Origin of the sequence: Propioniciclava soli, from assembly GCF_038502305.1 — a bacterium.
Lineage (GTDB): Bacteria > Actinomycetota > Actinomycetes > Propionibacteriales > Propionibacteriaceae > Propioniciclava > Propioniciclava soli.
In genome coordinates, this window is the sequence record NZ_CP115965.1 from 2,318,571 (window position 1) to 2,342,662 (window position 24,092).

Here is a 24,092-nt window from a genome sequence, read left to right on the forward strand (position 1 = left end):
TGATTCTCCCCTCAGGAGACCCGCACGCGCGGGTCGAGGCGGACGTAGACGATGTCGACGAGGAAGTTCGCCACGAGCACCGCCGAGGTGATGATGAGGAACAGGCCCTGCATGAGCGGGTAGTCGAGGCCCTGGACGGCGGCGAGGAGCTGGTAGCCGACGCCGGGGTAGGCGAACACCGTCTCGGTGAGCAGCGCGCCACCCACCACGAAGCCGAGGCTCATGCCGAAGCTGGTCACCGCGGGGAGCATGGCGTTGCGGGCGGCGTAGCGGAAGATGATGCGGCTCGGACGCAGCCCCTTCGCCTGGGCCATCGTGATGTAGTCCTCGGAGTTCGTCGCGATCATCGTGTTGCGCATGCCGAGCATCCAGCCACCGATCGACACCAGCACGATGGTCAGGGCGGGCAGGAACAGGTGCGTGGCGACGGAGCCCAGGAACTCCGGCGAGAGGCCGGGTTGCAGACCGTCGTCGAAGGCGTGGCGGATCGGGAACCAGCCGAGGGAGAGGCCGAACACCCACAGCGCGCCCATCGCGAGCCAGAAGTAGGGGAAGGAGCCGACGAAGATCAGCACCGGCGGGAGGAACGAGTCGATCCAACCGCCGCGGCGCCACGCGGCGACGATGCCGAGCAGGTTGCCGACGAGGGCGGCGATGACCAGCGAGGTGCCGCCGAGCAGCAGCGTCCACCCGATCTGGGAGCCGATCACCTCGACGACGGGCGTCGGGAAGCGTGAGATGGACACCCCCATGCGGCCGTGGATCATGTCGTCGAGGTAGCTGACGTACTGCTGCCACAGCGGGCGGTCATCCAGGCCGAACAGGCGTTGCAGCTGGACGATCTGGTCGCTGGAGAGCTGGTTGGTGGAGCGGGCCATCATGCGCGACACGGGGTCGCCCGGCATGAAGCGGGGCAGCATGAAGTTCAGGGTGACCGAGACCCAGAAGGCCACCAGGTAGAAGCCGAGTCGCCGGGTGAGGTAGCGCATCCGGTCATCTCCTTGTCGAGCTGAAGAGGGTGTGGGGGTGGGGACGGGCGGGCCGCGGGCGGGGGCGTCCGGGCGGGGCGGGCGTGGCGTCCGGGCAGGGCGCCACGCCCGCGGTGATCAGCTCAGCGGGGCTCCAGCGTGGTGAGCACCAGCACGGTGGTGGGCGCCCGGGTGCCGAGGGTGGCGTACGGGTCGTCCGCGGTGGGCCAGCCCACGAAGCGGGAGTCGTTGTAGGCACCCCACTCCGGCCCGGGGAACAGCGGGATCGTCGGGAGCTCCTGGCCGTACAGGGCCTGGAGGTCGTCCACGATCTCGTGCTGGGTCTCCTCGTCCTGCGTGGCGGCGAACTGGTCGAGCAACGCCTGGGCATCGGCGGATCCGAAGCGGCCGTAGTTGTCGTGGGTCTGCTCGCCGACCGGCTTGACCTTCGTCGGGCTCATCAGGTTGAGGTAGTACTGGTAGGGCGTCGGGTCATTGGATGACCAGACGATGCCGGAGTCGAAGTCGCCGGTCTCATAGCCGGCGACGACGGCCGACCAGTCGGGGGCGTCCACGGTCATGGTGATGCCGACGTCGGCCAGGTTCTGGCTGATGACGTTGGCGACCGACACCCAGTCCGACGACGTCGACCCGACCGAGAAGTCGAAGGTGAACGGGCTGCCATCGGGCAGCGTCCGCTGGCCGTCGGCGCCCTTGGGGTAGCCCGCCTCGTCCAGCAGGGCGTTGGCGGCGTCGACGTCCCGTTCGATCCAGTCGCAGGAGTCCTGCAGCGACGCGTCCTTCCAGGTCTCGTAGCTGCCCGACAGGCCGGTGCAGTCGGCGGGCTCGGTGTAGCCCGACATGCCGACGGAGACGATCTGCTCGCGGTCGATGGCCATGGACAGGGCCTTGCGGACGTTGACGTCGTTGAAGGGCGCCTTGGTGGTGTTGACCATGAAGTTGATCATCGAACCGGTGGGCGGGAACCAGTAGTGGCGGTGCTCCGGGTCGCGCGAGATGAAGGTGCGCTCGATGTTCGGGATGTACTGCGGCGCCCAGTCCACGTCGCCGTTGGCGGCGGCCAGGTTGGCACCGTCGTTGCCGGCGAAGGCCAGCATCTTGATGCCCTCGATGTGCTGGGCGTCGGGCTGCCAGTAGTGCGGGTTCTTGCCGAGGGTGAAGGACTGGGCGGCGAAGTTGGTGATCTCGGTGTAGGGCCCGGTGCCGACCGGCGTCTCGTTGGTGGCCTTCGCCGGATCCTCGATGGCCTCCCACACGTGCTTGGGCACGATGGGCATCTGGCCGATCTCGTAGAGGGCCGGGGAGTAGTCCCGCGAGAACGTGAAGACGACCGTGTGGGCGTCCGACGCCGTCACGGAGTCGAGGTACTCGAACCCACCCATGATCTCCTTCTGGAGCTCGAAGGTGTAGGCCACGTCGTCGGCGACGAGCGGCTCGCCGTCGGACCACTGGACGCCGTCGCGCAGGGTGAAGGTCAGCGTCCGGTTGTCATCGGAGGCAGCCCACTCGGTGGCGAGCCAGGGGACGGTGTTGCCGGCCGCGGGGTTGTAGATGAGCATCGACTCGTGGATCGCCTGGGTCGTCATGGGCGCGGCGTTGGGGCTGAACGGGTTGAAGTTGCGCGTGAAGGTGCCCATGTCCTCGCGCGGGATCGTCAGCAGCGCGGTCGCGTTGTCGGCAGCGGGTGTCGAGGCGCTCGTGGTCGCGGTGCCGGACGCGCAGCCCGAGAAGGCGAGCGTGCCGGCCAGCACGGTCGCGGCGACGCCCAGAAGGGCTCGGCCGGGCCGCCGACCCCGGGACGGGTGGTGTGTCATGATGATGATGCTTCCTTCCTGAATCGCGGACGCGATGGGTGGGTGTTCGTCGGGCCGATGGGAGTCAGACCGACGAACGTTCGAGCAAGGAACAGGACACCGTCTGCAAGGACGGCACCTCCTCCCCTTGGATGAGAGCCGTCAGGGTGGCGACCCCGGCGGCTCCCATTTCTTCGAAGGGCAGCGCGACGGTCGTGAGGGCGGGCCTCAGGTACGCGCTGACCAGTTCCTGGTTGTCGAAGCCGGTGACGGCGAGGTCGCCGGGAATGGACAGACCACGCTCCTTGATCGCGTCGTAGGCACCCATGGCCATGCGATCGTTGCCGCAGAAGAGGGCGGTCGGGCGCTCGGCCAGGTCGAGCAGACGGTTCGCGGCGTCATACCCACCGAGGGCGGTGGCGTCCCCGCCCGTGACGAGGGTGGGCTCGAACGGCAGACCGGCCGCCTCGAGCGCCCGGGTGTAGCCACGCAGGCGTCCCTGCCCGGCGGGGATGTCGTCCTCGAACGTGATGAAGCCGATGCGGGTGTGGCCTGCGGCGACCAGCCGCTGCGTGGCCACCACCCCGCCGCCGACCTCGTCGGGGACGATGGAGGGGAACTCGCCGGCGGCGTCGAAACAGTTCACCAGGACGGTGGGGACTTCCCGGGCCACATCGGGGACCGTGATGGCGCGGTGCCATGTCGCCGCCAGCAGGAGCCCCTCGATGCGCTGCTCCAGCAGCTTCTCGATCTGCACCGTCTGGTCGGCCAGCCCGGCGGCGTCGGTGACGTTGTCGTCGGTGGAGGCGATGAGCAGGTACTTGTGGTCGGCCCAGGCGCGATCCTTGGCACCCTTGATGACGTTCACCGCGAAGGGCGCCGTGACGATTTCGGTGAGCAGGCCGATCCAGTCCGAGCGCTGGGACGCGAGGGCACGGGCGCCGGCGTTGGGGCGGTAGCCGAGAGTGGACACGGCCTCCAGGACCCGGGTTCGGGTCTCCTCCGGAATGCCGGCCTGACGCTTGTTGAGGACGAAGGAGACGGTGGTGCGGGACACTCCGGCGGCGGCGGCGACGTCCGCCATGGTCACGTCGCTGCGGACCTTGCTGGCCATCATCACCACTCTCCTTCGAGGGACTAACGCGCTTCAGTAACTCGCGTTAGGAAGTTAACGCCTGCGGGACCACCTGCGTCAAGATCCAGAAAGTTAGGAAACCCTAAGTTGGGTGGGCGCGGAACGCTGACGGGGATGGTGGTTGTGGTGGCGGCGGTGGTGGTGGGCCGCTGCGACTGCGGCTGCGGCTGCGGCTGCGGCTGCGACGAGAATGCGACACTCGATCGCGGAAACGACCTCCCAAAACCAGTGCGGCTGATGTTGGTCAGAATCGAGTGTGGGGTTTTCGTCGCACGGGGCGGGCAACCCGTGACCCGACCCGCACCGGCTCGGCCCCGATGCTGCGGCGGCCTCACCCCGAGGGGGTACCCACCCTGTCGTTCGCGCCGCCACCCTGTCGTTCGCGCCGCCACCCTGCCCCTGCCGTCACCCCCCTGCCCTCGGCCCACCACCCTGCTGTTGCGACGGCAGGGTGGTGGACGTCCCGCAGGGGGGCGGACCCAACAGCAGGGGGGCGGGCCGAACGGCAGGGTGGCGGGCCGAACAGCAGGGGGGCGGACCGAACAGCAGAGGGGCGGGCCGAACGGCAGGGAGCGATCCAAACGGCCGGGCGGCCGGACAGCGGGCCGCGGCTCACGGCGTCCCGGGCTGCCGAGACGCACGGGCCCCCAAGGGGGGAGCCCCCCAGGGCGGCGCGAACCGCGGGCAGCATCGCCCGGGCTCAGCCCCGGAACCGCTTGCGCAGGATCAGCGCGTCGCGGTGGACCAGCTCCCGGTCGAAGCCCGCGCCGCGCTCGGCCACGAGGTCCCGGGTGGAGCGGCCCAGGACGCCGGGCAGGTCGGCCGCGTCGTAACTGCTCAGCCCGTGCCCGATCAGCTCGCCGGCCGCGTCCACCATGCGGATCGGATCACCGGCGTGGAAATCACCCGAGAACGCCGTGACCCCCGCCGGCAACAGGGACGCCTTGCGCTCCACGACGGCCCGGACGGCTCCCGCATCGAGCACCACCTCACCGGCTGTCCGCGACGCGTACGCCAGCCAGAGCAGCCGCCGCGAGCGACGCCGCCCCGAGGCGTGGAAGTAGGTGCCCACCGGCTCCCCCGCCAGCGCCGGCGCAACCGCGTCCGCCGAGGCCAGCACCACGGGGACCCCCGCGTGGGTGGCGATCTTGGCCGCCTCCAGCTTGGTCGTCATGCCACCGGTGCCGACGTGAGCGCCGCCTCGCGAGGTGTCGACCGCCAGGTCGTCCACCTCCGGCACGTCATCCAAGCGGCGCGCCCCCGGCCGCGCCGGGTGGTCGGTGTAGAGCGCATCGACATCGCTGAGCAGGAACAGCGCGTCCGCCCCCACCACGTGGGCCACCAGGGCCGCCATCTTGTCGTTGTCACCGAACCGGAGCTCGTTGGTCGCCACCGTGTCGTTCTCGTTCACGACCGGCACGACGCCCAGCTCCAGCAGCCGCGTGAACGTGCGCTCCACGTTGCCGTAGGACGCCTTGCGCGCGATGTCCTCCACCGTCAGCAACACTTGCCCCACGCGCAACCCGTGGGCGGCGAACAGCGCCGTGTACCGCGCCAACAGCAACCCCTGCCCCACCGACGCCGCCGCCTGCTGGCTCGCCAGATCACGCGGCCGGGCGAGCAGCCCGAGTGGCTCCAGGCCGGCGGCCACGGCACCCGAGCTGACGACCACCACCTCGGTGCCGGACGCCCTCGCCGCGGCGATCGCGTCCACCAGCGCGTTCATGTGCCGCGCGTCGGGGTGACCCGCCGCGTCGGTGATGGAGCTGCTGCCGATCTTGACGACGATGCGTCGCGCGGCCGCGATGTCGGGGCGGACGCCGCCGGTCACGCCTCGTCCCCGTCGTCGGTGACGCGCCAGCTCTGCCGCGGGTCGCGCGCCACCCCCTCCGCGGCGGCCTTCGCGGCGTGGTACTCCGCGTCGAGGTCGCGCCGACGCCGCACCGACGCGCGTTCCCCGTGCAGCCGCTCGTCGTCACCCCGGCGGGCCAGGATCTCCGCGCCGGAGCTGACCTGGGGGGCGAAGTCGAACACCACCGGGTTGTCCCCCGCGCCGATCGCGACGGCATCACCCTCGCGGGCCCCCCGGTCGAGCAGCGCGTCCTCGATGCCGAGCCGGGTGAAGCGGTCGGCGAGGTAGCCGACGGCCTCGGGATTGCCGAAGTCGGTCTGCTTGACCCACCGCTCGGGCTTGGCCCCTTCGACCCGCCACACGAAGCCGCCCTCCCCGTCACCCATCTGCCGAATGGTGAATTCGGGGCCGCCCGCGACGGGCGTGGGACGAATCACGATGCGCTCCGGCGCGGGCGCCGGTGCGGCCGCGCGGCGTTCGTCCACCAGAGCTGCCATCGCGAACGTCAGCGCCTGCAGTCCCTCGCTCGACTTCGTCGAGATGCGGAACACCCGCAACCCGCGGGCCTCCAGGTCAGGCTGCACGATCTCGGCGAGCTCGGCGGCGTCCGGGATGTCGATCTTGTTGAGGGCGACCAGGCGCGGCCGGTCCTCCAACCCGCCGTGGGCGGCGAGCTCGGCCTCGATCACGTCGAGGTCGGAGACCGGATCGCGCCCCGGCTCGTAGGTGGCGCAGTCGATCACGTGGACGATGGCCTGGCAACGCTCGATGTGGCGCAGGAAGTCGTGGCCCAGCCCGCGGCCCTCCGAGGCACCCTCGATCAGCCCCGGCACGTCGGCCACGGTGAACGTGGTGGAGCCGGCCACCACCACCCCCAGGTTCGGCACCAGCGTCGTGAACGGGTAGTCGGCGATCTTGGGCCGGGCCCGGCTGATCGCGGCGATCAGGCTCGACTTGCCAGCGCTCGGGAAACCGACGAGCCCGACGTCGGCGAGCACCTTCAGCTCGAGGGTGATGGTGCGCTCCTCGCCCTCCTCGCCGAGCAGGGCGAAGCCGGGTGCCTTCCGCGCGGAGGTCGCCAGCGCGGCGTTGCCCAGGCCGCCCCGCCCACCGGCCGCGATCACAGCCTCGGCACCCTCACCGATGAGATCGGCGAGCACCTGGCCGGTCTCGGCGTCGGTGACGATCGTGCCGTCCGGCACGGCGAGCACGATGTCCTCACCGTTCGCACCGGCCTTGTGGCCGCCCTCCCCGGGCTGGCCGTTGGTGGCGCGTCGCTGCGACTGCCGGTGGTAGTCGACGAGCGTGGTCAGCCCCTCGTCCACCCGCAGGATCACCGAGCCGCCCTGTCCGCCGTTGCCGCCGTCCGGACCCCCGAGCGGCTTGAACTTCTCGCGGTGGACGGACGCGCAGCCGTGGCCGCCGTTGCCGCCGGCGACGCGCAGCGTCGCCTGGTCGACGAACGAGGGAATGGCCATGGTCAAACTCCATTTCGATGGCGGTCGGGAACCCGCCGATCCTATCGGTCGGCGGCGCCGGGGCGACGAGGGGGGTGGCTCAGCGACCGCGGAACGCGTCGGTCTCGCGTCGCTGCTTCTTGGTCGGACGCCCCGCGCCCCGCTCGCGCGTGGCGACCCGGCCGCCCATCTGGGCGATCGGCGGGGGCTGCGCCGGCGTCTTGTCGAGATAGGCCCGCTGGGCGACGGACGCCCCGACGCGCTTCACCAGCGTCGGGTCCAGCACCTCGAGCACCCGCTCGGTGTGATCGTCCCCGCGGACGCGGATCGTCTGGCCCTCGACGACGAGCGCGGCGGGCTTGGCGGGAGCGTTGTCGACCCGGACGTGACCGCCCTTGATGGCCGCGGTCGCCAGCGAGCGGGTCTTGTAGACCCGCACCGACCAGAGCCAGGCGTCGAGGCGTCCCATGCCCCCACTCTAGGCGGGGCGGCATGCGAGCCGGACCCCCGGGGACGCGACGAGGGGCGGCCCCGTCCGGGACCGCCCCTCGCTACAGAATCTCAGCGGTGCGTCACTGCGCGTCGGCGAGCGCCACGTTGACGACCTTGCGGCCGCGCCGGGAGCCGAACTCGACCGTGCCGGGCTTGAGCGCGAACAGGGTGTCGTCGCCGCCACGGCCGACGTTGTCGCCGGGGTGGAAGTGGGTGCCGCGCTGCCGGACGATGATCTCGCCCGCGCCGACGACCTCGCCGCCGAAACGCTTCACGCCGAGGCGTTGCGCATTGGAGTCGCGCCCGTTGCGGGAGCTGGATGCGCCCTTCTTGTGTGCCATGTCAGTTTCCTCAGCTCTCGATGCCGGTGACCTTGACGCGGCTGTAGCGCTGGCGGTGACCCATGCGCTTCTTGTAGCCGGTCTTGTTCTTGTACTTGAGGATGCGGATCTTGGGGCCCTTGTGCTCCGCGAGCACCTCGGCCGTCACCGACACCTTGCCCAGCGCGGACACGTCGGTCGTGACGGCATCGCCGTCGACCAGCATCAGCGGGGTGAGGTTGACGGTGCTGCCGATCTCGGCGTCGACGATCTTGTCGACGGTGAGAACGTCTCCCACAGCCACCTTGTGCTGGCGTCCGCCGCTGCGCACAATCGCGTACACGCCTGACCTACTCTCTAGCGATTAGCTTGTCCGATGAGGGTGCGGGAGGCGACGAGTGAACTCGTGCCCGCGCACGCACCGAAGGTTCATCCTACGCGGCGGGGCAGAGGAGGGCAAACCGAGCCGTCGTCGGCGCCGGACGCCCCGCCCCACGCCGACACCCTGCCGCCCCTCTCCTGCCCCCACTCCGCTACTCCCCTACTCCCCGGCAGCCAGGAAGGCCAGGACGGCCCGGACGCGCCGGTTGTCCTCATCCGGCCCGAGCCCGAGCTTGGTGAACACCTGGGCGACGTGCTTGCTCACCGCACCGGGCGACAGCACGAGTGATTCACCGATCTGGGCGTTCGACAGACCACGGGCCATCAGCTCCAGCACCTCGCGCTCCCGCGGCGTCAGCCCGGCCAGCCGGGAGGGCGTCCGCTGCACCAGCCGTGCCGCCACGTCGGGGTCGACCACCACCCCGCCCGCGGCCACGATGTCCAGCGAGCGCAGGAAGTCGGCGACGCGCGCCACGCGGTCCTTCAGCAGGTACCCCAGCCCGCCCACACCGCCCGACGGCACCGACCCGGCGTCCGAGGAGCCAAAAAGCTGGTGGGCGTACTCGGGTGCCACGTACTGGCTCACCACGAGGATGCCGACCTCGGGCCAACCGCGGCGGATCGCCAGGGCGGCGCGCAGGCCGTCGTCGGTGAGGTCGGGCGGCATGCGCACGTCGGTGACCACCACGTCGACCTCCCCGGAGCGGTGGGCCATGACGGCCAGCAGCTCGGTCGCGCTCGCGGCCTGGCCCACGATCGCGTGGCCCTGCCGCTCCAACAGCCCGGCCATCCCCTCGCGCAGCAGCGCCGAGTCGTCGGCGACGACGAGCCTCATGTCTCCTCCTCCCCCGGGGTCTGCCCCGAAGACAGCAGCAGGGGGACGCGTGCGGCAACCGTCGTCGGGCCGCCGGCCGGGCTGGACACCGTCAGGGTGCCGCCGAACGCCTCCAACCGCGCCCGCAGGCCGGCCAGCCCCCGGCCGGGCACGACGACCGCCCCGCCCGGGCCGGCGTCCACCACCGTGACGTGCAGGTGGTGGTCGGCGGCCGCCACGATGCTGATGTCGGCGTCCCCGGCGTGCTTGACCGCGTTGGTCAGCGCCTCGGCCGCGAAGAACCACGCGGTGGACGCCACCCCGCGCGGCAGGTCGGGCAGCGGGTGGGGCACGCGCAGCACGATCGGCCGGTCGCGGCGCGACAGCCGGGTGACGAGCTCGGCGAGCCCCGCCTCGAGCCCCTGCTCGGCGAGCAGGCGGGAGTGGACGCCCGCCACCGTCTCGCGCAACGCGGCGAGGGCGGCGTCGGCGTCGTCCTGCGCCGCCGCGAGCAGCCCGGACGCCTCGGCCGTCCGCCCCTGCTCCACCGCGAACGCGGCCTCGCCCACCTTCATGGAGGCGGCCACCAGGTACTGCTGCGCTCCGTCGTGCAGGTCGCGCTCGATGCGCGCCCGCTCCAGCTCGTAGGCGTCCACGATGGCGCGGCGCGAATCGGTGAGCCGGCGGACGGCGTGGGCGTGATCCTCCCCCGCCAGCGCGGCCACGCCGGACGCCTCCAGCGCGGACGCCGCGACCCGGCGCGTCTTCACGATCTCGAGCCAGACGACGCCGGCGATGGTGCCACCGAGGAGGATGAGCCCGACGATCACGCCCGGGGTGGTCACCCCGAAGGCCGCCACGCCCACCGGCGTGACCACCAGCCCGCCCACCACGGCGACCCCGATCTGGGCGACGCACAGCCCCCAGCGGGGTCGGACGGTGGTGCGCATGGCCGCCAGCCTACGATGGGGCCGGTGAATGGATGGTGGAGCTGGCTCCACCCCGGTTCGGGTGCTGGCCCCCTGGGCGGCGGCCCGGCGCGGGGGTCGAATGGTGCCATGTTCGATGCACCCATGCCCGATGCACCCACGTCCGACGCCCGGACCATCGCCCCTCCGCCCGCTCCCACCGCCCACCCCGCGGCCCCAGCCTCGCCCCGCCGCCGCGACGCCCTCGTCGCCTCCGGCCTCGTCCACCGCTTCGGCCAGGTCGTGGCCCTCGGCGGGGTGTCCCTGACGATCCCGGCCGGCCAGTCCGTCGCCGTGATGGGCCCGTCGGGGTCGGGCAAGTCGACGCTGTTGCACTGCCTGTCCGGCATCCTCACCCCGGACGCCGGCGAGGTCACCCTCGGCGGCGGACGCGTGAGCACCCTGCGGGACGCCGATCGTTCCCGCCTGCGCCGCGAGCGTTTCGGCTTCGTCTTCCAGGACGGCCAGCTCATCGGCGAACTGCCCGCCCGCGAGAACGTCGCCCTGCCGCTGCTGCTGGCCGGCATGGGCCGCGCCGCAGCCCTCGCCCACGCCGACAGCTGGCTGGAGCGCCTCGGCGTCGGGGGCGACATGCGCCTGCGGCGTCCGGGTGAGCTCTCCGGCGGGCAGGCGCAGCGCGTCGCCATCGCCCGCGCCCTCGTGCACGACCCGGCGGTGATCTTCGCCGACGAGCCGACCGGCGCGCTCGACCAGGCGACCGGCCACGAGGTCATGCAGATCTTGACCACCACCGCGTCCATGGCCGGCGCGACGCTCGTCGTCGTCACCCACGACCCGCACGTCGCCCGGTGGTGCTCACGCCTCGTCGAGATCCGCGACGCCCTCGTCCACAGCGACACCCTCGCCACCAGCACCCCCCTCCCCACCACGGGGACGGCCCTGCCGCGGCAGGAGGACGCGCGATGAGCACCCTCACCTGGACGGCACGACTCGGCCTGGCGACCCGGCTGGCTGGAGCCCGGCTCCGCGACACCGGCGGAAGCGGCGCCCTGGATCTCTTCGCCGTCGGCGCCAACGCGGTGACCGCCTGGTTGTCGTTCGTCGTGGCGTCCGGCACCTGGATGTTCGTGCAGCGCCGTGCACAGCCGCCGGCCTGGCTCACCACCCTCGACGATGCGGACGCCGCGATGGTCGTGCCCACGACCCACGTCATCCTCGCCGCGATGGCCTGCGCGCTGCTCGTCTGGCCCATCCTCTCCTTGGGTGGCGCCGCCGCCCGCCTGGGGGCCCGGGGCCGGGCGCGGCGGCTGGCGTCGCTGCGCCTGGTCGGCATGACGAGCGGGGAGATCGTCTCCATGAGCGTCGTCGAGAGCCTCGTGCAGGCCGCGGCCGGCGTGCTGCTCGGTGCGCTGGCGTGGACGGCCAGCCTGCCGCTGCTCGGGTTGCTCACCTTCCAGAACACCCCGGTCGCCCCCGCCGAGCTCGCGATGCCGTGGTGGCTGTGGCTCGGCGTCGTCGCCGTCCTGCTCGCGCTGGCGGCGGCGTCCACGGCCCTGGGCCTGACGCGGGTGCGCATCTCACCGCTGGGCGTCTCGCGCCAGGCCACCCCGCCGGCCCTGCGCGCCTGGCGGCTCGCCGCCCTGGCGGCCGGCGTGTTCGTGATCGCCGCGCTCGGCGGCGTGATGCAGGCGCCGCTCGGCGCCCTGGTCATGGGGCTGGTGTTCGCCGGCATGCTCGGCATCGCGATCGGGCTGGTGAACCTCTTCTCCCCCTGGTTGCTGCAGCTCATCGCCCGGCTCGGCGTCCGCACCGGGTCGCCCGCCCGGCTGCTCGCGATGCGCCGCATCGTCGCCGACCCCCGCTCGGCGTGGCGCAACGTCAGCTCGCTGGCCCTGCTCGGGTTCCTCGTGGGGATGATCGCCACGATCCCACTGGGCACCGATGCCTTCGGGGGCCTGGACAGCCTCAACGAGATGCTGCTGGCGGATCTGCGTACCGGGGCCGTGCTCACCCTGGCCATCGCGCTCGCGCTCGGGTCGGCGTCCACCGCGCTGGCGCAGAGCTCGGACGTGGTCGATCGGGCCGACGAGCTGGTGGCGCTGGACAAGATGGGCGTCCCGCCCGCCTTGGACGCCACCGCCCGGCGCCACCAGGTGGCCCTGCCGCTGCTGGCGACGCTGGTGCTCTCGCTGGGGCTCGGCGTGGCGGCCGCGCTGCCGCTCGTGCAGTCCCTGCCCCGCATGGCGGTGCTCGGGCCCTCGTCGGTGGCGATCCTGGCCCTGACCGTCGTCGGCGCGCTCGCCCTGAGCCTGCTGGCCGCGGAGTCCACCCGGCCGCTGCGGCGACGCGTCCTGGGCGCCCGCGTCCGGCGCAACGACTGACGCGCTACCCGACGAGGCGGTCCACGAACGCCGCGACGGCCGCCACGACCGTCGGCGTGGCTCCGCGCGGGAACGAATGGGTCGCGCCCGGCACCACCACGAGCTCGCGCGCCCCGGCGTGGTCACCGCGCAGGGCGGACGCCAGCTCGTCGGGCGAGCCGAACGGGTCCCGGGCCCCGGACACGAGCAGCACCGGCGCCCCCACGGGGGTCAGCTCGGCGAGCCGGGAGGCGTCCGGACGGCCCGGCGGGTGGAGGGGGAAGGACAGCGCGACGACGCCGGCGACGTCGGGCGTCCAGGTGCGGCAGGCGATGCGGGCACCCGCGCTGCGCCCGCCGGTGAACAACGGCACCCCGGGGTGGGCCGCACGGACGGCGTCCACCCCGGCCTGCCAGAGCGGGTCGGACGCCGGCGGCCGCGGCCCCACGGTCCGCCCGGCCACGCGCCAGGGCAGCTCGAACCGGGCCACGCCGATGCCGCGGCCGGGCAGCGCGTCGGCGAGGGCGTCCAGGTCGGGCGTCGCGATCTGCCCCGAGTGCCCGCCGCCGAGCAGCAGGACCGCCCGGGGGTCGCCCGGCGCGGCGATGTGCAGCCGGCCCTCCCCCGCGGACGTCGCGACGGGCGCGAATGTTTCAACCATGCAAACGATGATGCATGACGGGGTTGGTGCCGACACAATGGTGTCTCCCGTTCTGCCCAGCGTTTCAGAGAAGGACTCGATGACCACGCGCACGCTCACCATCGGCGCCAGCTTCCGGCATGTAGCCCAGCTGCCCACCCCGACGCTCGCCATGATCGAACACAAGCACGACGAGGTCGAGACGCTGTCGAGCGGGTGGACGACGACGCCGGACATCGAGATGACCGACTACACCGACCTGTACGGCAACGTGGGCAAGCGGTTCATCATGCCGGCCGGCGAGTCCGTCTATGAGTACCGGGCCGTCGTGAAGGTGCCCGACGCGGTCGATGAGGCGGACCTCGACGCCCCACAGCTCGACGTGGCCGACCTGCCCGAGGACGTGCTGCCCTACTTGTGGCCCAGCCGTTACTGCCAGTCCGACGTGCTCGGGCGCGACGCCTGGAACCTGTTCGGCGACATGGAGCCCGGTTACCGGCGCTGCATGGAGATCTCGAACTTCGTCCACGAGCGCGTGCAGTACCGCACCGGCTCGACCATGTCGTGGTACACCGCCGTGGACGCCTTCAACAACGGCTACGGCATCTGCCGCGACCTTGCCCACACCTTCATCGCCCTGTGCCGGGCCATGAACATCCCCGCGCGGTACGTGTCGGGGTACCTGCCCGACATGGACGTGCCGCCGCTGCCCGTCGAGATGGACTTCCACGCGTTCACCGAGGTGTACCTCGGCGACCGGTGGTGGACGTTCGACCCCCGCCACAACGCCCGCCGCAAGGGCCACATCGTGATCTCCCGGGGTCGCGACGCCGTCGACTGCGCCCTGGCCACCACGTTCGGCAACCCCTGGCTGAAGCGCATGATCGTCACCACCCACGAGTCCGACGAGCAGGGCAACCTGCTCGAGCTCGACGGCCAGGGGCGACCCGTCCAGGGCTGAGGCCCGCCGCCGCGCCGCGGGATGGGATGCTGAGCGGGATGGGATGCTGAGGCCCATGGACTTCTGGAACCTCTACGACCACGGCTTCGTGCGGGTCGCGTCCGTCACCCACCCGATGCGGTTGGTCGACCCCCACCACAACGTGGCGGCCCTGCTGGCCCAGGCGCGTGAGTTGGCGGACGCCGGCGTGGCGGTCGCGGTGTTCCCCGAGCTCGGCCTGGTCGGCTACTCAATCGAGGACCTCCTGTTGCAGGACGCGGTGCTGGACGCCGCCGAGGCGGCCCTGGCCGAACTGGTCGCCGCCAGCGCCGACCTGGGCACCGTGCTCGTCGTCGGTGCGCCGCTGCGGAGCCGCCATCGGGTGTACAACTGCGCGGTGGTGGTGCACCGCGGGCGGGTGCTGGGCGTCGTCCCGAAGGTGTACCTGCCCACCTACCGGGAGTTCTACGAGAGCCGCCAGATCGGCTCGGGCGCGGAGGTGCCCCCCAAGATCGACGTCGCCGGGCAGCGGGTACCGTTCGGGGCCGACCTGCTGTTCGCGGCGTCCGACGTGCCGCACTTGGTGCTGGCGATCGAGGTGTGCGAGGACCTGTGGGTGCCCGTGCCGCCGGCCGCCGAGGCCGCCTTGGCGGGCGCCACCCTCATCGCCAACCTGTCGGGCTCCCCCATCACCGTCGCCAAGGCCGTCGACCGGCACCTGCTGTGCGCCTCCGCGAGCTCGCGCTACCTCGCCGGTTACGTCTACGCCGCCGCCGGTGAGGGCGAGTCGTCGACCGATCTCTCCTGGGACGGGCAGACGATGGTGTACGAGAACGGCGCGCTGCTGGCCCAGTCCGAGCGGTTCCCGGCCGGGCCACGGGCGTCCGTCGCCGACGTCGACGTCGCCACCCTCCACCAGGAGCGGCTGCGGCAGGGCACGTTCGACGACAACCGCCGCGTCCATGCCGACCGGGTGGGCGCCTACCGCACGGTCGACTTCGAGCTCGGACGCCCCACCGGCGACCTCGGCCTGCGGCGTCCGCTGGCCCGCTTCCCGTTCGTGCCGGCCGACGACGCCCGCCTGGCGCAGGACTGCTACGAGGCCTACAACATCCAGGTCTCCGGGCTGGAGCAGCGGCTGCGCGCCATCGGCCAGCCGAAGATCGTCATCGGGGTCTCCGGGGGCCTCGACTCCACGCACGCCCTGCTGGTCGCCGCGCAGGCGATGGACCGGATGGACCGGCCGCGCACCGACATCCTCGCATTCACCATGCCGGGCTTCGCGACGTCGGACCACACCAGGAACAACGCCACCGACCTGGCCCACGCCCTCGGCGTCACGTTCGAGACCCTCGACATCGTGCCCGCCTGCCGCGCCATGTTGGAGCAGATGGGCCACCCGTTCGCGTCCGGCGAGCCGGCCTACGACGTCACCTTCGAGAACGTGCAGGCCGGCATGCGCACCGACTACCTGTTCCGCATCGCCAACCAGCGCGGCGGCATCGTGCTCGGCACCGGCGACCTGTCGGAGCTGGCGCTCGGCTGGTGCACCTACGGCGTCGGCGACCAGATGAGCCACTACAACGTCAACGGCGGCGTGCCCAAGACGCTGATGCAGCACCTGATCCGCTGGGTCATCGCCTCCGACATCTTCGGCGACGACGCCGGCGCGGTGCTGCAGTCGATCCTCGACACCAAGATCACCCCCGAGCTCGTGCCCGTCTCGGAGGGGGAGACGCCCCAGTCGACCGAGGCCACGATCGGCCCCTACAACCTGCAGGACTTCAACCTCTACCACGTGCTGCGCCATGGCATGACGCCTTCGAAGATCGCGTTCCTCGCCCACCACACGTGGTCGGACGCCGACGCGGGCGCCTGGCCGGGCGGCTTCCCCGACCACAAGCGCGTCGCCTACGACCTGCCGACCATCAAGCAGTGGCTCGAGGTGTTCTGCCGCCGCTTCTTCGGGTTCGCCCAGTTCAAGCGCTCGGCGCTGCCGAACGGGCCCAAGGTGGTGCGCGGCGGCTCGCTCAGCCCGCGGGGCGACTGGCGGATGCCCTCCGACACGAGCGCAGACCTCTGGCTCGACGAGCTGCGCCGCAACGTCCCCGACCGCTGAGGCCGACCAGCCCGGCTGCCCAGGCGAAGGGCAGGCTCAGGCGAAGGGCCAGCCGGTCACCAGGCCCGGGGCCCGGCCGGGCTCGAGGAAGTGCTCGGTGCCCATCATCGCCGCGAACGCCTCGGGCGGCATCGAGAGCAGCTGGGCGGCATCCTCCTGGCTGGCGTGGCAGGCCAGGGCGGCCCGCTTGACGTCGAGCTGACCGGTGACGTCGACGGCCCAGTGCAGCTCGGCCTCCGGGGTGCCGATCGGGTTGCCGTCGTCGGCCGGGGCGTCCACGTCCCACGTCCCCTCCTCCGGCAGCAGGCCCTGCTCGCGCGCCACCGTCATGAGGCGGCGCAGCAGGTCGCGGTTCAGCGAGACCTCCAGGTAGCGCGGCCGCCGCGCGGCGAGCTCCACGGCGTGGCGCGCCACGCGGTGCACCATGAGGTGGTCGGGGTGGCCGTAGCCGCCGTGCCAGTCATAGCCGATCACGGCGTCGGCGTCCTCGTCGTCGAGCACGTCGGCCACCTGCCGGGCGACGGCGTCGGCGTCCGCCACCCACAGTGCCCCCTCGGCGGTGTTGGTAAGCCAGCCGTGCATGCCGGAGTCGCGGTGGCCGAGCCACACGATCCGGTGGGTGCCGACCGCCTCGGCGGACGCCTCCGCCTCGGCCCGCCGCCGGTCGGCCAACGCGTGGTCCCCCAGATCGTCGGGCGCCGAGCCGTGGTCGCCGTTGGTGGCATATACGCAGACGACGCGGTCGCCGGCGGCGACGGCGCGCGCCATCGTGCCCGACGTCTGGGACGCCTCGTCGTCGGGGTGGGCATGGACGAACACCAGGGTGGCCATGGCTCTCCTTCGTCAGGGACGCAGCGGGCGTCCGGTGTGGTCGACGGGGTGGGTCACGAGCAGCCGGATCCCGTCCACCAGCGGCCACACGGCCCCGAGGCCACAGGTGGCCCAGCTCACCACGATCTGGGTGAGGGCCAGCTTCGTGTCACCGAGGTAGAGCCGCCCCGCCGCGAAGGGGGCCAGCAGCACCTGCAGCAACCCCGCCACGGCGCGGCTGCGATCGGAGAACGGGACGCCGGTGCGTCCGTCGAGGCCGTACGGTGCGTTGGCGCGGGGCGCCGCGCGCGGCACCTCGGGCCCGGCCACGCCGGGCACCGCGCCGGGTGCCGGCGCAGGATCGTCACCGGCCGCCTGGCCGTGGTGGGCCGCGGGGCGGGGATCGGGCATGGCGACTCCTCGGTCGTGGCCGCGACGGCTGCGCGGACGCTGGCACTGTACCCGCCCGGGTCGAGCCGGGGTGACCTCGGCTGGGTTCGTCTGCGCCTGCGTGGAATCCTTGGGGCGTGGAACTGATGGCCCTGACCGCCGGCGACGAGCTGCGACGCACCCGGCTGCGGCGCATGAAGGGCGTGGCGCTCGGCCTGCTGGTGTTCGCCGCGGTGATCTACCTGGCCACCCTGCCGCTCGACCACAGCGGCGGGTGGGGTTACGTCAACGCGATGGCCGAGGCGGGCATGGTGGGCGCGCTGGCCGACTGGTTCGCCGTCACCGCCCTGTTCCGACACCCGCTCGGCATCCCCATCCCCCACACCGCCCTCATCCCCCGCAAGAAGGACGAACTGGCCGGCAGCCTGCAGTCCTTCTTCGCCGACAACTTCCTCACCGAGGACGTCGTGCGCGAACGCGTCACCGACGCCGGGCTGGCGGCCCGGGCGGGCGCGTGGGCGCGCGAGGACGCCAACGCCCAGCGCCTGGTCCGCGAGGGCGTGCGCATCGCCGGGGTGCTGCTCGACCGGGTCGACGACGACGCGGTGGCTACGCTGGCCAGCGACGTCATCCTGCCCCGCCTCGCCCGCGAGCAGGTCGCCCCCATCGCCGGCACGCTGCTCGACGGCGTCGTCACCGACGGCTCCCACCGCGGGCTGGTCGACCTCGCCGCCCGCGAGATCCACACCTGGCTGACCAAGCACCCGCAACGGTTCGCCGCCATGATGCGCGATCGCGCGCCGAAGTGGGCGCCGGACTTCGTCAACCAGCGCGTCGTGTCGGTGCTCTACTGGCAGGCCGTCGACTGGGCCGCCTCGGTGCGCGACAACCCCGAGCACCCCACGCGCGCGGCGCTGGACGACCTGCTGCTCCGCGTCGCGGACGATCTGCAGCACGACCCGGCCGTGCAGGCCCGAGCCGAGGCGCTCAAGGATCGGCTGCTCGGCCACCCGCACACCGCCGACACGGTGGTGTCGCTGTGGGGCAGCCTCAAGCGCACCCTGGCCACCGCACTCGACGACCCCGACTCCGGGGTCCACACCCGCGGGATCCGGCTGGTGCAGCGTCTGGCGGACGCCCTGGAGCACGACGCGGCGCTGCAGGAGCGCGTCGACGGGGCACTGGCGGACGCCGCCGGTTTCGCCGTCCGAACCTACGGCCGCGAGCTCAGCTCGGTGATCAGCCACACCATCCAGCGCTGGGACGGACGCCAGGCCTCGCGCCGCATCGAACTGTACGTCGGCCGCGACCTGCAGTTCATCCGCATCAACGGCACCATTGTCGGCGCCCTGGCCGGCCTGGTGATCCACGCGGTGAGCCAGCTGATCGTGTGAGAGCCCCGGCCCCTTCGCCGGAGGTGGCGCGCGTGGCAGGATCGGTGCCGTGACAGGCCCTGAACGCACGCGCACGCTCGTCCAAGCCGGCGCCGTCGGCGTCCTGCTCGTCGGCGTCACCGCGGTGCTGCTCGGCCGCGAGAACGCCACCCAGGGCTGGCTCGTCGCCGGGGTCGGCACGGTCGCCGTCGTCGCGCTGCTGCTGTGGCAAGGCCGTGTCGGGCTGCACACCCCGTGGTCGACCGCGCGCAGCCGCGTCGCCCCCGGGCACGCCGTGGTGCTGTGGAAGCCGGGCTGCACCTTCTGCGAGATCCTGCAGCGCGCGCTGCGGCGCGACCCGCGGGTCACCTGGGTGAACGTCTGGGTGGACGAGGCCGCCAACGCGGTGGTGCGCGAGCACAACGCCGGCAACGAAGTGACCCCGACCGTGTTGGTGGGGTCTCAGGTGATGGTCAACCCGACCGCCGACCAGGTGCGCGCCGCCCTCGCGGGCACACCGGACGCCCCACCCTCGCTCTGAGTGGTTCAGCGGGGTGGCTCAGCGGGCGAGCTCGGCACCCAGGGCGTAACTGACCAGCCAGTGGGTGGCCATGAAGTTCTGACCCACCACGTGCTCGGCCACCGCGGCGGCCTGGGTGTTGGCCGCCGACCGGAGGCGCGCGGCGCGCTCGGGCGGGAGGGCGTCGTCCGGCAGCAGCCGGGTCAGCGTTCGCAGGTGCCAGGCCCGCGACAGCGCGAGGCCCAGCAGGTGCGCGGCCTTGCCGTCACTCGGGTCGGTGGGGTGCGGCACTCCCAGCAGCGGGTCCTCAGCCGAGCCGAGGCCGGGCAGGAACGCGGCCAACCAGTCCGCGAACTCGGCGGCCGGCAGCACCCGGGCCACCAGCGTCGCCTCGCACAAGGCGGCGGAGAGGAAGTCGTGGCCGCCCGGCTCCCAGGCGACCGGGTAGTCGGTGTCGGGCACGAAGTGGCGGCGGACGAACCCGTCGATCGCCGCCACGACGTCGGGACGCCCCAACGCGCCGGCGGCGTCGCGGAGCAGCCCGAGGGAGAAGGCGGTGTTGTCGTGGGCGCCGGTGCGGACCGGGTGGTCGAGCGTCGTCATCCACGGGCCGAGGTGGGCGAACACGGCGTCCGCGACCGGCTCCAGCGCCGCCGACCACCGTTCGGCGTGCGGGTGACCGGACTCAGCGCACACCTGGGCCAACCGCGCCAACCACGCCCAGCCGTAGGGGCGCTCGAAGCCCGGACGCCGCCGCACCAGCTCGGCCTCGACGGCCGTGCGGGCGGGGTCGAGCCGCTCGTCGAGCAGCGCCACCAGCGCCGTGCGCGTGGGGGCGGCGAGGGCGTCCGGGGCCACGTCCAGCAACGTCACGCCGGCGGCGAGCATGTGGACGCAACTGTGCCAGTCGAAGCTGCCGTGGAACGCCGGGTTGAGCCGCTGCGGGCTCGCGTCAACGTCCTCGGCCGAGGTGACGACGTGCTGGGACGCCCACGGGTACGTCGTGCGCACCGCGGTCACCACCGTCTCGGCCCATGCCGGGGCGCGGGCGGCCAGCTCCGGCGAGGCGGTCACGCCCCGCCGTCCGAACCGCCCTCCGCCGCGCCACCCTGGCCGGAACCACCTTGGCCGGAGCCGCCCTGGGAGGAGCCGTTGCCCTGGTCCGCCTGGTCGTTGCTGCCATTGCCGTCGGAACGTCGGTTCCGGCCGCCGCGACGGTTGCCGTTGCCGCCGCCGCGGCGTCCCTCCCGGTCGCCGCCGTCGGCCTGGGCCTGCGTGGCGACGGGGGCGTCGTGCACGTGGTAGCCACGGGCCGAGCAGTGGTCGCAGGGCACCGTGAACGCCTCGTGGAGACCGGTGCCGATCTTCTTGCGGGTCATCTGCACCAGGCCCAGCGAGGTGACCTCGGCCACCTGGTGGCGGGTCCGGTCACGGCCCAGGCACTCCACCAGGCGGCGCAGCAGCAGCTCACGGTTGGCGGGCAGCACCATGTCGATGAAGTCGATCACGATGATGCCGCCGATGTCGCGCAGCCGGAGCTGGCGGACGATCTCCTCGGCCGCCTCCAGGTTGTTGGAGGTGACCGTCGCCTCCAGGTTGCCCTGGGTGCCGGTGAACTTGCCGGTGTTGACGTCGATGACCGTCATCGCCTCGGTGCGGTCGATGACCAAGGAGCCGCCGGAGGGCAGGTGCACCTTGCGCTCGAGCGCCTTGCTCACCTGCTCGTGCACGCGGAAGACGTCGAAGACGTCGCCCTCGGCCTCACGGTCCCACCGCCGCAGGCGGTCCTCGAGGTGCGGGGCCACGTGCGTGACGTAGGCCTCCAGCATCTCCCACGCACCGTCGCCGTCCACGATGAGCTTGCTGAAGTCCTCGGTGAACAGGTCACGGACGATGCGCACCGTGAGGTCGGGCTCGGCGTAGAGCAGCTGCGGCGCGCTGCCGGACTTCTTCTTCTCGATGACCTCCCACTGCGCCTTGAGGCGGCTCACGTCGCGGACGAGCTCCTCCTCGGACGCCCCCTCGGCGGCGGTGCGGACGATCACGCTGGCGTCCGAGTCGACCGCCTCGTCGAGGATGCCCTTGAGGCGCTGCCGCTCGTTGTCGGGCAGCTTGCGGGAGATGCCGGAGAGCTGACCACCGGGGCAGTACACGACGTACCGGCCCGGGATGGAGATGTGCGCCGTCAAACGGGCGCCCTTGGCGCCGACCGGGTCCTTCGTCACCTGGACGAGGATCGACTGCCCGCTCTTGAGCACCTTCTCGACCTTGCGGTCGTCGCCGGTCACGCCGAAGGAGTCCCAGTCGACCTCACCGGCGTAGAGCACGGCGTTGCGGCCGCGGCCGATGTCGATGAACGCCGCCTCCATGGAGGGCAGCACGTTCTGCACCCGCCCGAGGAAGACGTTGCCGATCAACGACGCCGAGCTGTCCCGGTCGACGTAGTGCTCGGCCAGGACGCCGTCCTCGAGAACGCCGATCTGGGTGTACTCGTCGGTCTGGCGGATCAGCATTTGCCGTTCGACGGACTCCCGGCGGGCCAGGAACTCCGCCTCGGACAGCACGGGCGCCCGCCGGCGGCCGGCCGCACGCCCCTCCTTGCGCCGCTGGCGCTTGGCCTCCATGCGGGTCGATCCCTCGATGCCCGTGATCTCGTCGGACGCCGAGCCCGACCCGCGGCTGCGGCGGGGCTCCCGGACCTTGACCACGACGTCGACGCCGTCCTCGTCCTCGGTGCCCGTGTCCTCACCGCGGCGCCGGCGCCGACGCCGACGGCGGCCCGGAGAGCCGGCACCGGTTTCGTCTCCCTCGGGCCCCTGCTCGTCCTCGGACTTCTCCTCGGGCTCGCCGGGTCCGTCGCTGCCGGGGTCGGAGTCAGAGTCGTCGGAGGAGTCGTCGTCGCCCTCGGAATCGTCTCCCTCGTCGGAGCCACTACCCCGACGCCGGCGACGGCCACCCCGGCGGCGACGCCGGCGACGCGGCGATCCCTCGCCGCTGTCGTCGCCCTCATCGCCGTCCGCGTCGTCGTTCTCGTTCCCGTCGTCGTCCGCATCCGCGTCGGCGTCGGTGTCGTCCTCCGTGGGGGCCTCGTCGTCGCGCCCGTCACGGCGCCGCTCGTCGGCGCCGCCGTCGGGCTCGGGGTCGGCGTCGCGGGTCGGCTGACCACCGAGCGCCGCGGCGAGGTCGTCGAGCGCGGCGGCCACGTCGGCGGGGCGGGCGTCCTCCTCGGACGCCTCCGCCTCGCCCCGGCGCGACGGCCGACGGCGCCGGCCACGCGACGGGGTGTTCCGCTCGGTGTTCATCAGCGCGTCGATGGCGCCGTCGATCTCGTTGTCGTCCTCGGCGTCGAGGATGGCCTCGAGCTCGGCGGGCACCTCCTGGGCGTCCGCCGGGGTGCCGACCTCCGCGGCGCCGTCGGCGGCCTGCTCGCCAGCGGCCTGCTCGTCGGCGGGGTCCTCGTCGGCGGCCGGGTCGCCCGCCGATTCGACCTGGGGTTCGGGACCGTCGTCGGAGGCCTCGTCCGGCGTGACGTCGACGACGACCGATTCGGTCGGCGCGGCATCCCCCGTGTCCAACCGCGGGGAGGATTCGCCGACGACCTCGACCTCGGTCGTTCCCTGCACCTCGGTCCACTCCACCTCGACGGCGTCGGGCTCGGCGGCCGGTGCGATCTCGGCCGGTTGCGCTGTGGTCTCGATGGCCTTCGGCGGGGTCTCGATGGCCTTCGGCGGGGTCTCGATGGCCCTCGGCGGGCCGGCGGGGCGGCTGGCCGCACGGCGGCGGCGCGGGGCGCGCTGCGGGGCGTCCTGCTGGGGGTTCTGCTCCTCGCCGTTGGCGGGGTTGATCGGTGTGTCCGAATCGAGCATGTGCTCTCCTCACACGGTGGGCGTGCCACCGTCGGTGTGGTCACCGCACCCGAAGGTGGGCGACAAAGCCTGGTCGGGCGCTGCCGCGGTCGAGCACTCTCGTCGCGGCCTGCGTCCGGGTCGACCGCGCGGTTCGCGGCCCAACCTGTCAGGGCCATGATGCCACACCCCTGGGGGCGAGGGACACCTCAGCGGCCCGGGCGCGTCTCGAACGGGCCGACGATCCGCTCGCCGTCCCACTCTCCCTGGGCGCGGCGGGTGAGCACCGGCACCACTCCGGCAGCGAATTCATCGTCCCGGTTCCGCAGGGCCGTCACCACGTCGTCGGGCCGCACCAGCGGCGTCCCGTGGGCCGAGATGAGCTCCAGGCCCTCCGGATCCGCCGTCAGCCGCACCACCGCGGCGCGCGCGTCGAAGGTGCGCACCCCGTTCTTGGTCATGCGCTCGACCGGGGCGGCGTCGGCCGCCAGGAACTCCGCCACCACCCGGGCGAGGACTCCCGGATCCGCGCCCGGTAGGTCGATGCGCCAATGCGAGGCCGTCAGCCGCTCGGCCAGCCCGCCGGGCACCGCCTCGGCCACGTCCACCACGGCCAACCCGTCCGGCAGCGCCGCAGCGAGGGCGGCGCCGACGGCGTCCGGATCGCGCCGCTCGCGCAGGCCGATCTCCAGGTACTCCGCCTCACTGGCGGCACCCGTGGGCGCGGCGTTGGCGAACGACACCCGCGGGTGGGGGTTGAAACCGGAGCTGTAGGCCATGGGGACGTCGGCTCGGCGCAGGGCGCGCTCGAAGGCGCGGCTGAAGTCGCGGTGGCTGGCGAACCGGGCACGCCCCCGCTTGGCGTAGCGGACGTGCAGCTTCTGCACCGGCGGGGCCTGCTGTTCGGGTTGCTGGCGCGGGGTCACAGGCCCG

The 24,092-nt window shown here is 72.7% G+C and carries 22 protein-coding genes; 6 read left to right on the forward strand and 16 right to left on the reverse strand.

Features of this window, described 5'->3' with window-relative positions; all coding sequences use genetic code 11:
- Positions 1-11: 11 nt before the first annotated feature.
- From PCC79_RS10360 to PCC79_RS10405, 10 genes are all read right to left on the reverse strand, one after another.
- A complete protein-coding gene (locus PCC79_RS10360) occupies positions 12-989 on the reverse strand; it encodes an ABC transporter permease (RefSeq protein WP_232547603.1) in 978 nt (325 codons plus the stop codon).
- A 122-nt stretch (positions 990-1,111) separates the two neighbouring features.
- Positions 1,112-2,803 (reverse strand): ABC transporter substrate-binding protein, encoded by a 1,692-nt coding sequence (locus tag PCC79_RS10365; RefSeq protein WP_232547602.1) that lies wholly within the window; start codon positions 2,801-2,803, stop codon positions 1,112-1,114.
- A gap of 64 nt (positions 2,804-2,867) precedes the next feature.
- The gene (locus tag PCC79_RS10370) at positions 2,868-3,899 is read right to left on the reverse strand and encodes a LacI family DNA-binding transcriptional regulator (protein ID WP_342371783.1); all 1,032 of its coding nucleotides are present in this window, start codon (positions 3,897-3,899) and stop codon (positions 2,868-2,870) included.
- 718 nt (positions 3,900-4,617) lie between these two features.
- On the reverse strand, positions 4,618-5,748 hold the full coding sequence (gene proB, locus PCC79_RS10375; protein WP_342371784.1) for a glutamate 5-kinase: 1,131 nt from the start codon (positions 5,746-5,748) through the stop codon (positions 4,618-4,620).
- Complete coding sequence (gene obgE / locus PCC79_RS10380) at positions 5,745-7,247, reverse strand: GTPase ObgE (RefSeq protein WP_342371785.1); 1,503 nt, start codon at positions 7,245-7,247, stop codon at positions 5,745-5,747. The genes proB and obgE overlap by 4 nt, the downstream gene beginning before the upstream one ends.
- Before the next feature lie 79 nt (positions 7,248-7,326).
- The gene (locus PCC79_RS10385) at positions 7,327-7,695 is read right to left on the reverse strand and encodes an RNA-binding S4 domain-containing protein (protein ID WP_232547598.1); all 369 of its coding nucleotides are present in this window, start codon (positions 7,693-7,695) and stop codon (positions 7,327-7,329) included.
- Between the two features lie 103 nt (positions 7,696-7,798).
- Entirely contained in the window at positions 7,799-8,059 is a 261-nt protein-coding gene (gene rpmA / locus PCC79_RS10390; protein ID WP_232547597.1) for a 50S ribosomal protein L27, read from the reverse strand.
- 10 nt (positions 8,060-8,069) lie between these two features.
- The gene (rplU, locus tag PCC79_RS10395; protein ID WP_232547596.1) at positions 8,070-8,381 is read right to left on the reverse strand and encodes a 50S ribosomal protein L21; all 312 of its coding nucleotides are present in this window, start codon (positions 8,379-8,381) and stop codon (positions 8,070-8,072) included.
- A 198-nt stretch (positions 8,382-8,579) separates the two neighbouring features.
- Complete coding sequence (locus tag PCC79_RS10400) at positions 8,580-9,254, reverse strand: response regulator transcription factor (RefSeq protein ID WP_342371786.1); 675 nt, start codon at positions 9,252-9,254, stop codon at positions 8,580-8,582.
- Positions 9,251-10,183: a sensor histidine kinase gene (locus PCC79_RS10405; protein WP_232547594.1), complete on the reverse strand. Its 933-nt coding sequence runs from the start codon at positions 10,181-10,183 to the stop codon at positions 9,251-9,253. The genes PCC79_RS10400 and PCC79_RS10405 overlap by 4 nt, the downstream gene beginning before the upstream one ends.
- Positions 10,184-10,339: 156 nt before the next feature.
- Here PCC79_RS10405 and PCC79_RS10410 point away from each other — a divergent pair, with 156 nt between their 5' ends.
- Together PCC79_RS10410 and PCC79_RS10415 are read left to right on the forward strand one after the other, a co-directional pair.
- Positions 10,340-11,128, forward strand: coding sequence for an ABC transporter ATP-binding protein (locus PCC79_RS10410; protein WP_416046551.1), 789 nt, complete (start codon positions 10,340-10,342; stop codon positions 11,126-11,128).
- A complete protein-coding gene (locus PCC79_RS10415; RefSeq protein WP_232547592.1) occupies positions 11,125-12,543 on the forward strand; it encodes an FtsX-like permease family protein in 1,419 nt (472 codons plus the stop codon). The genes PCC79_RS10410 and PCC79_RS10415 overlap by 4 nt, the downstream gene beginning before the upstream one ends.
- A 4-nt stretch (positions 12,544-12,547) precedes the next feature.
- Here PCC79_RS10415 and PCC79_RS10420 read toward each other — a convergent pair whose 3' ends face one another.
- Positions 12,548-13,183, reverse strand: coding sequence for an alpha/beta family hydrolase (locus PCC79_RS10420; RefSeq protein WP_232547591.1), 636 nt, complete (start codon positions 13,181-13,183; stop codon positions 12,548-12,550).
- Between the two features lie 79 nt (positions 13,184-13,262).
- On the opposite strand from PCC79_RS10420, the gene PCC79_RS10425 reads away from it, so the two are divergent.
- Together PCC79_RS10425 and PCC79_RS10430 are read left to right on the forward strand one after the other, a co-directional pair.
- The gene (locus PCC79_RS10425; protein ID WP_232547590.1) at positions 13,263-14,123 is read left to right on the forward strand and encodes a transglutaminase-like domain-containing protein; all 861 of its coding nucleotides are present in this window, start codon (positions 13,263-13,265) and stop codon (positions 14,121-14,123) included.
- A gap of 55 nt (positions 14,124-14,178) precedes the next feature.
- Entirely contained in the window at positions 14,179-16,221 is a 2,043-nt protein-coding gene (locus PCC79_RS10430) for an NAD(+) synthase (protein ID WP_342371787.1), read from the forward strand.
- A gap of 36 nt (positions 16,222-16,257) precedes the next feature.
- On the opposite strand, the gene PCC79_RS10435 is transcribed toward PCC79_RS10430, so the two are convergent.
- Together PCC79_RS10435 and PCC79_RS10440 are read right to left on the reverse strand one after the other, a co-directional pair.
- Complete coding sequence (locus PCC79_RS10435) at positions 16,258-17,052, reverse strand: PIG-L deacetylase family protein (RefSeq protein ID WP_342371788.1); 795 nt, start codon at positions 17,050-17,052, stop codon at positions 16,258-16,260.
- A gap of 12 nt (positions 17,053-17,064) precedes the next feature.
- Positions 17,065-17,442 carry an NINE protein gene (locus tag PCC79_RS10440; RefSeq protein ID WP_342371789.1) on the reverse strand — a complete coding sequence of 126 codons (378 nt, stop codon included), beginning with the start codon at positions 17,440-17,442 and terminating at the stop codon, positions 17,065-17,067.
- 125 nt (positions 17,443-17,567) lie between these two features.
- Between PCC79_RS10440 and PCC79_RS10445 the strand changes: the two genes are divergently transcribed.
- Positions 17,568-18,815, forward strand: a complete 1,248-nt coding sequence (locus tag PCC79_RS10445; RefSeq protein ID WP_342373618.1) for a DUF445 domain-containing protein — start codon at positions 17,568-17,570, stop codon at positions 18,813-18,815.
- 49 nt (positions 18,816-18,864) lie between these two features.
- Positions 18,865-19,335: a hypothetical protein gene (locus tag PCC79_RS10450; protein WP_342371790.1), complete on the forward strand. Its 471-nt coding sequence runs from the start codon at positions 18,865-18,867 to the stop codon at positions 19,333-19,335.
- A gap of 18 nt (positions 19,336-19,353) precedes the next feature.
- Here the strand turns inward: PCC79_RS10450 and PCC79_RS10455 are convergent, their stop codons facing one another.
- The 3 genes from PCC79_RS10455 to PCC79_RS10465 all read right to left on the reverse strand — a co-directional run bounded on the left by PCC79_RS10455 (position 19,354) and on the right by PCC79_RS10465 (position 24,085).
- Entirely contained in the window at positions 19,354-20,388 is a 1,035-nt protein-coding gene (locus PCC79_RS10455) for a DUF2891 family protein (protein WP_342371791.1), read from the reverse strand.
- Positions 20,385-23,180 (reverse strand): Rne/Rng family ribonuclease, encoded by a 2,796-nt coding sequence (locus PCC79_RS10460; RefSeq protein WP_342371792.1) that lies wholly within the window; start codon positions 23,178-23,180, stop codon positions 20,385-20,387. The genes PCC79_RS10455 and PCC79_RS10460 overlap by 4 nt, the downstream gene beginning before the upstream one ends.
- 188 nt (positions 23,181-23,368) lie before the next feature.
- Positions 23,369-24,085 (reverse strand): TIGR03936 family radical SAM-associated protein, encoded by a 717-nt coding sequence (locus PCC79_RS10465; protein ID WP_342371793.1) that lies wholly within the window; start codon positions 24,083-24,085, stop codon positions 23,369-23,371.
- Positions 24,086-24,092: the final 7 nt, after the last annotated feature.

Bases quoted from the DNA above. Each gene is read 5' to 3' on its own strand.
- PCC79_RS10405 (WP_232547594.1), bottom strand. From the start codon at position 10,183: ATGCGCACCACCGTCCGACCCCGCTGGGGGCTGTGCGTCGCCCAGATC.
- PCC79_RS10435 (WP_342371788.1), bottom strand. From the start codon at position 17,052: ATGGCCACCCTGGTGTTCGTCCATGCCCACCCCGACGACGAGGCGTCC.
- PCC79_RS10440 (WP_342371789.1), bottom strand. From the start codon at position 17,442: ATGCCCGATCCCCGCCCCGCGGCCCACCACGGCCAGGCGGCCGGTGAC.
- PCC79_RS10415 (WP_232547592.1), top strand. From the start codon at position 11,125: ATGAGCACCCTCACCTGGACGGCACGACTCGGCCTGGCGACCCGGCTG.
- PCC79_RS10385 (WP_232547598.1), bottom strand. From the start codon at position 7,695: ATGGGACGCCTCGACGCCTGGCTCTGGTCGGTGCGGGTCTACAAGACC.
- PCC79_RS10425 (WP_232547590.1), top strand. From the start codon at position 13,263: ATGACCACGCGCACGCTCACCATCGGCGCCAGCTTCCGGCATGTAGCC.
- PCC79_RS10420 (WP_232547591.1), bottom strand. From the start codon at position 13,183: ATGGTTGAAACATTCGCGCCCGTCGCGACGTCCGCGGGGGAGGGCCGG.
- PCC79_RS10365 (WP_232547602.1), bottom strand. From the start codon at position 2,803: ATGACACACCACCCGTCCCGGGGTCGGCGGCCCGGCCGAGCCCTTCTG.
- PCC79_RS10430 (WP_342371787.1), top strand. From the start codon at position 14,179: ATGGACTTCTGGAACCTCTACGACCACGGCTTCGTGCGGGTCGCGTCC.
- PCC79_RS10360 (WP_232547603.1), bottom strand. From the start codon at position 989: ATGCGCTACCTCACCCGGCGACTCGGCTTCTACCTGGTGGCCTTCTGG.
- PCC79_RS10445 (WP_342373618.1), top strand. From the start codon at position 17,568: ATGGCCCTGACCGCCGGCGACGAGCTGCGACGCACCCGGCTGCGGCGC.
- PCC79_RS10370 (WP_342371783.1), bottom strand. From the start codon at position 3,899: ATGATGGCCAGCAAGGTCCGCAGCGACGTGACCATGGCGGACGTCGCC.
- rpmA (WP_232547597.1), bottom strand. From the start codon at position 8,059: ATGGCACACAAGAAGGGCGCATCCAGCTCCCGCAACGGGCGCGACTCC.
- obgE (WP_342371785.1), bottom strand. From the start codon at position 7,247: ATGGCCATTCCCTCGTTCGTCGACCAGGCGACGCTGCGCGTCGCCGGC.
- PCC79_RS10460 (WP_342371792.1), bottom strand. From the start codon at position 23,180: ATGCTCGATTCGGACACACCGATCAACCCCGCCAACGGCGAGGAGCAG.
- PCC79_RS10400 (WP_342371786.1), bottom strand. From the start codon at position 9,254: ATGAGGCTCGTCGTCGCCGACGACTCGGCGCTGCTGCGCGAGGGGATG.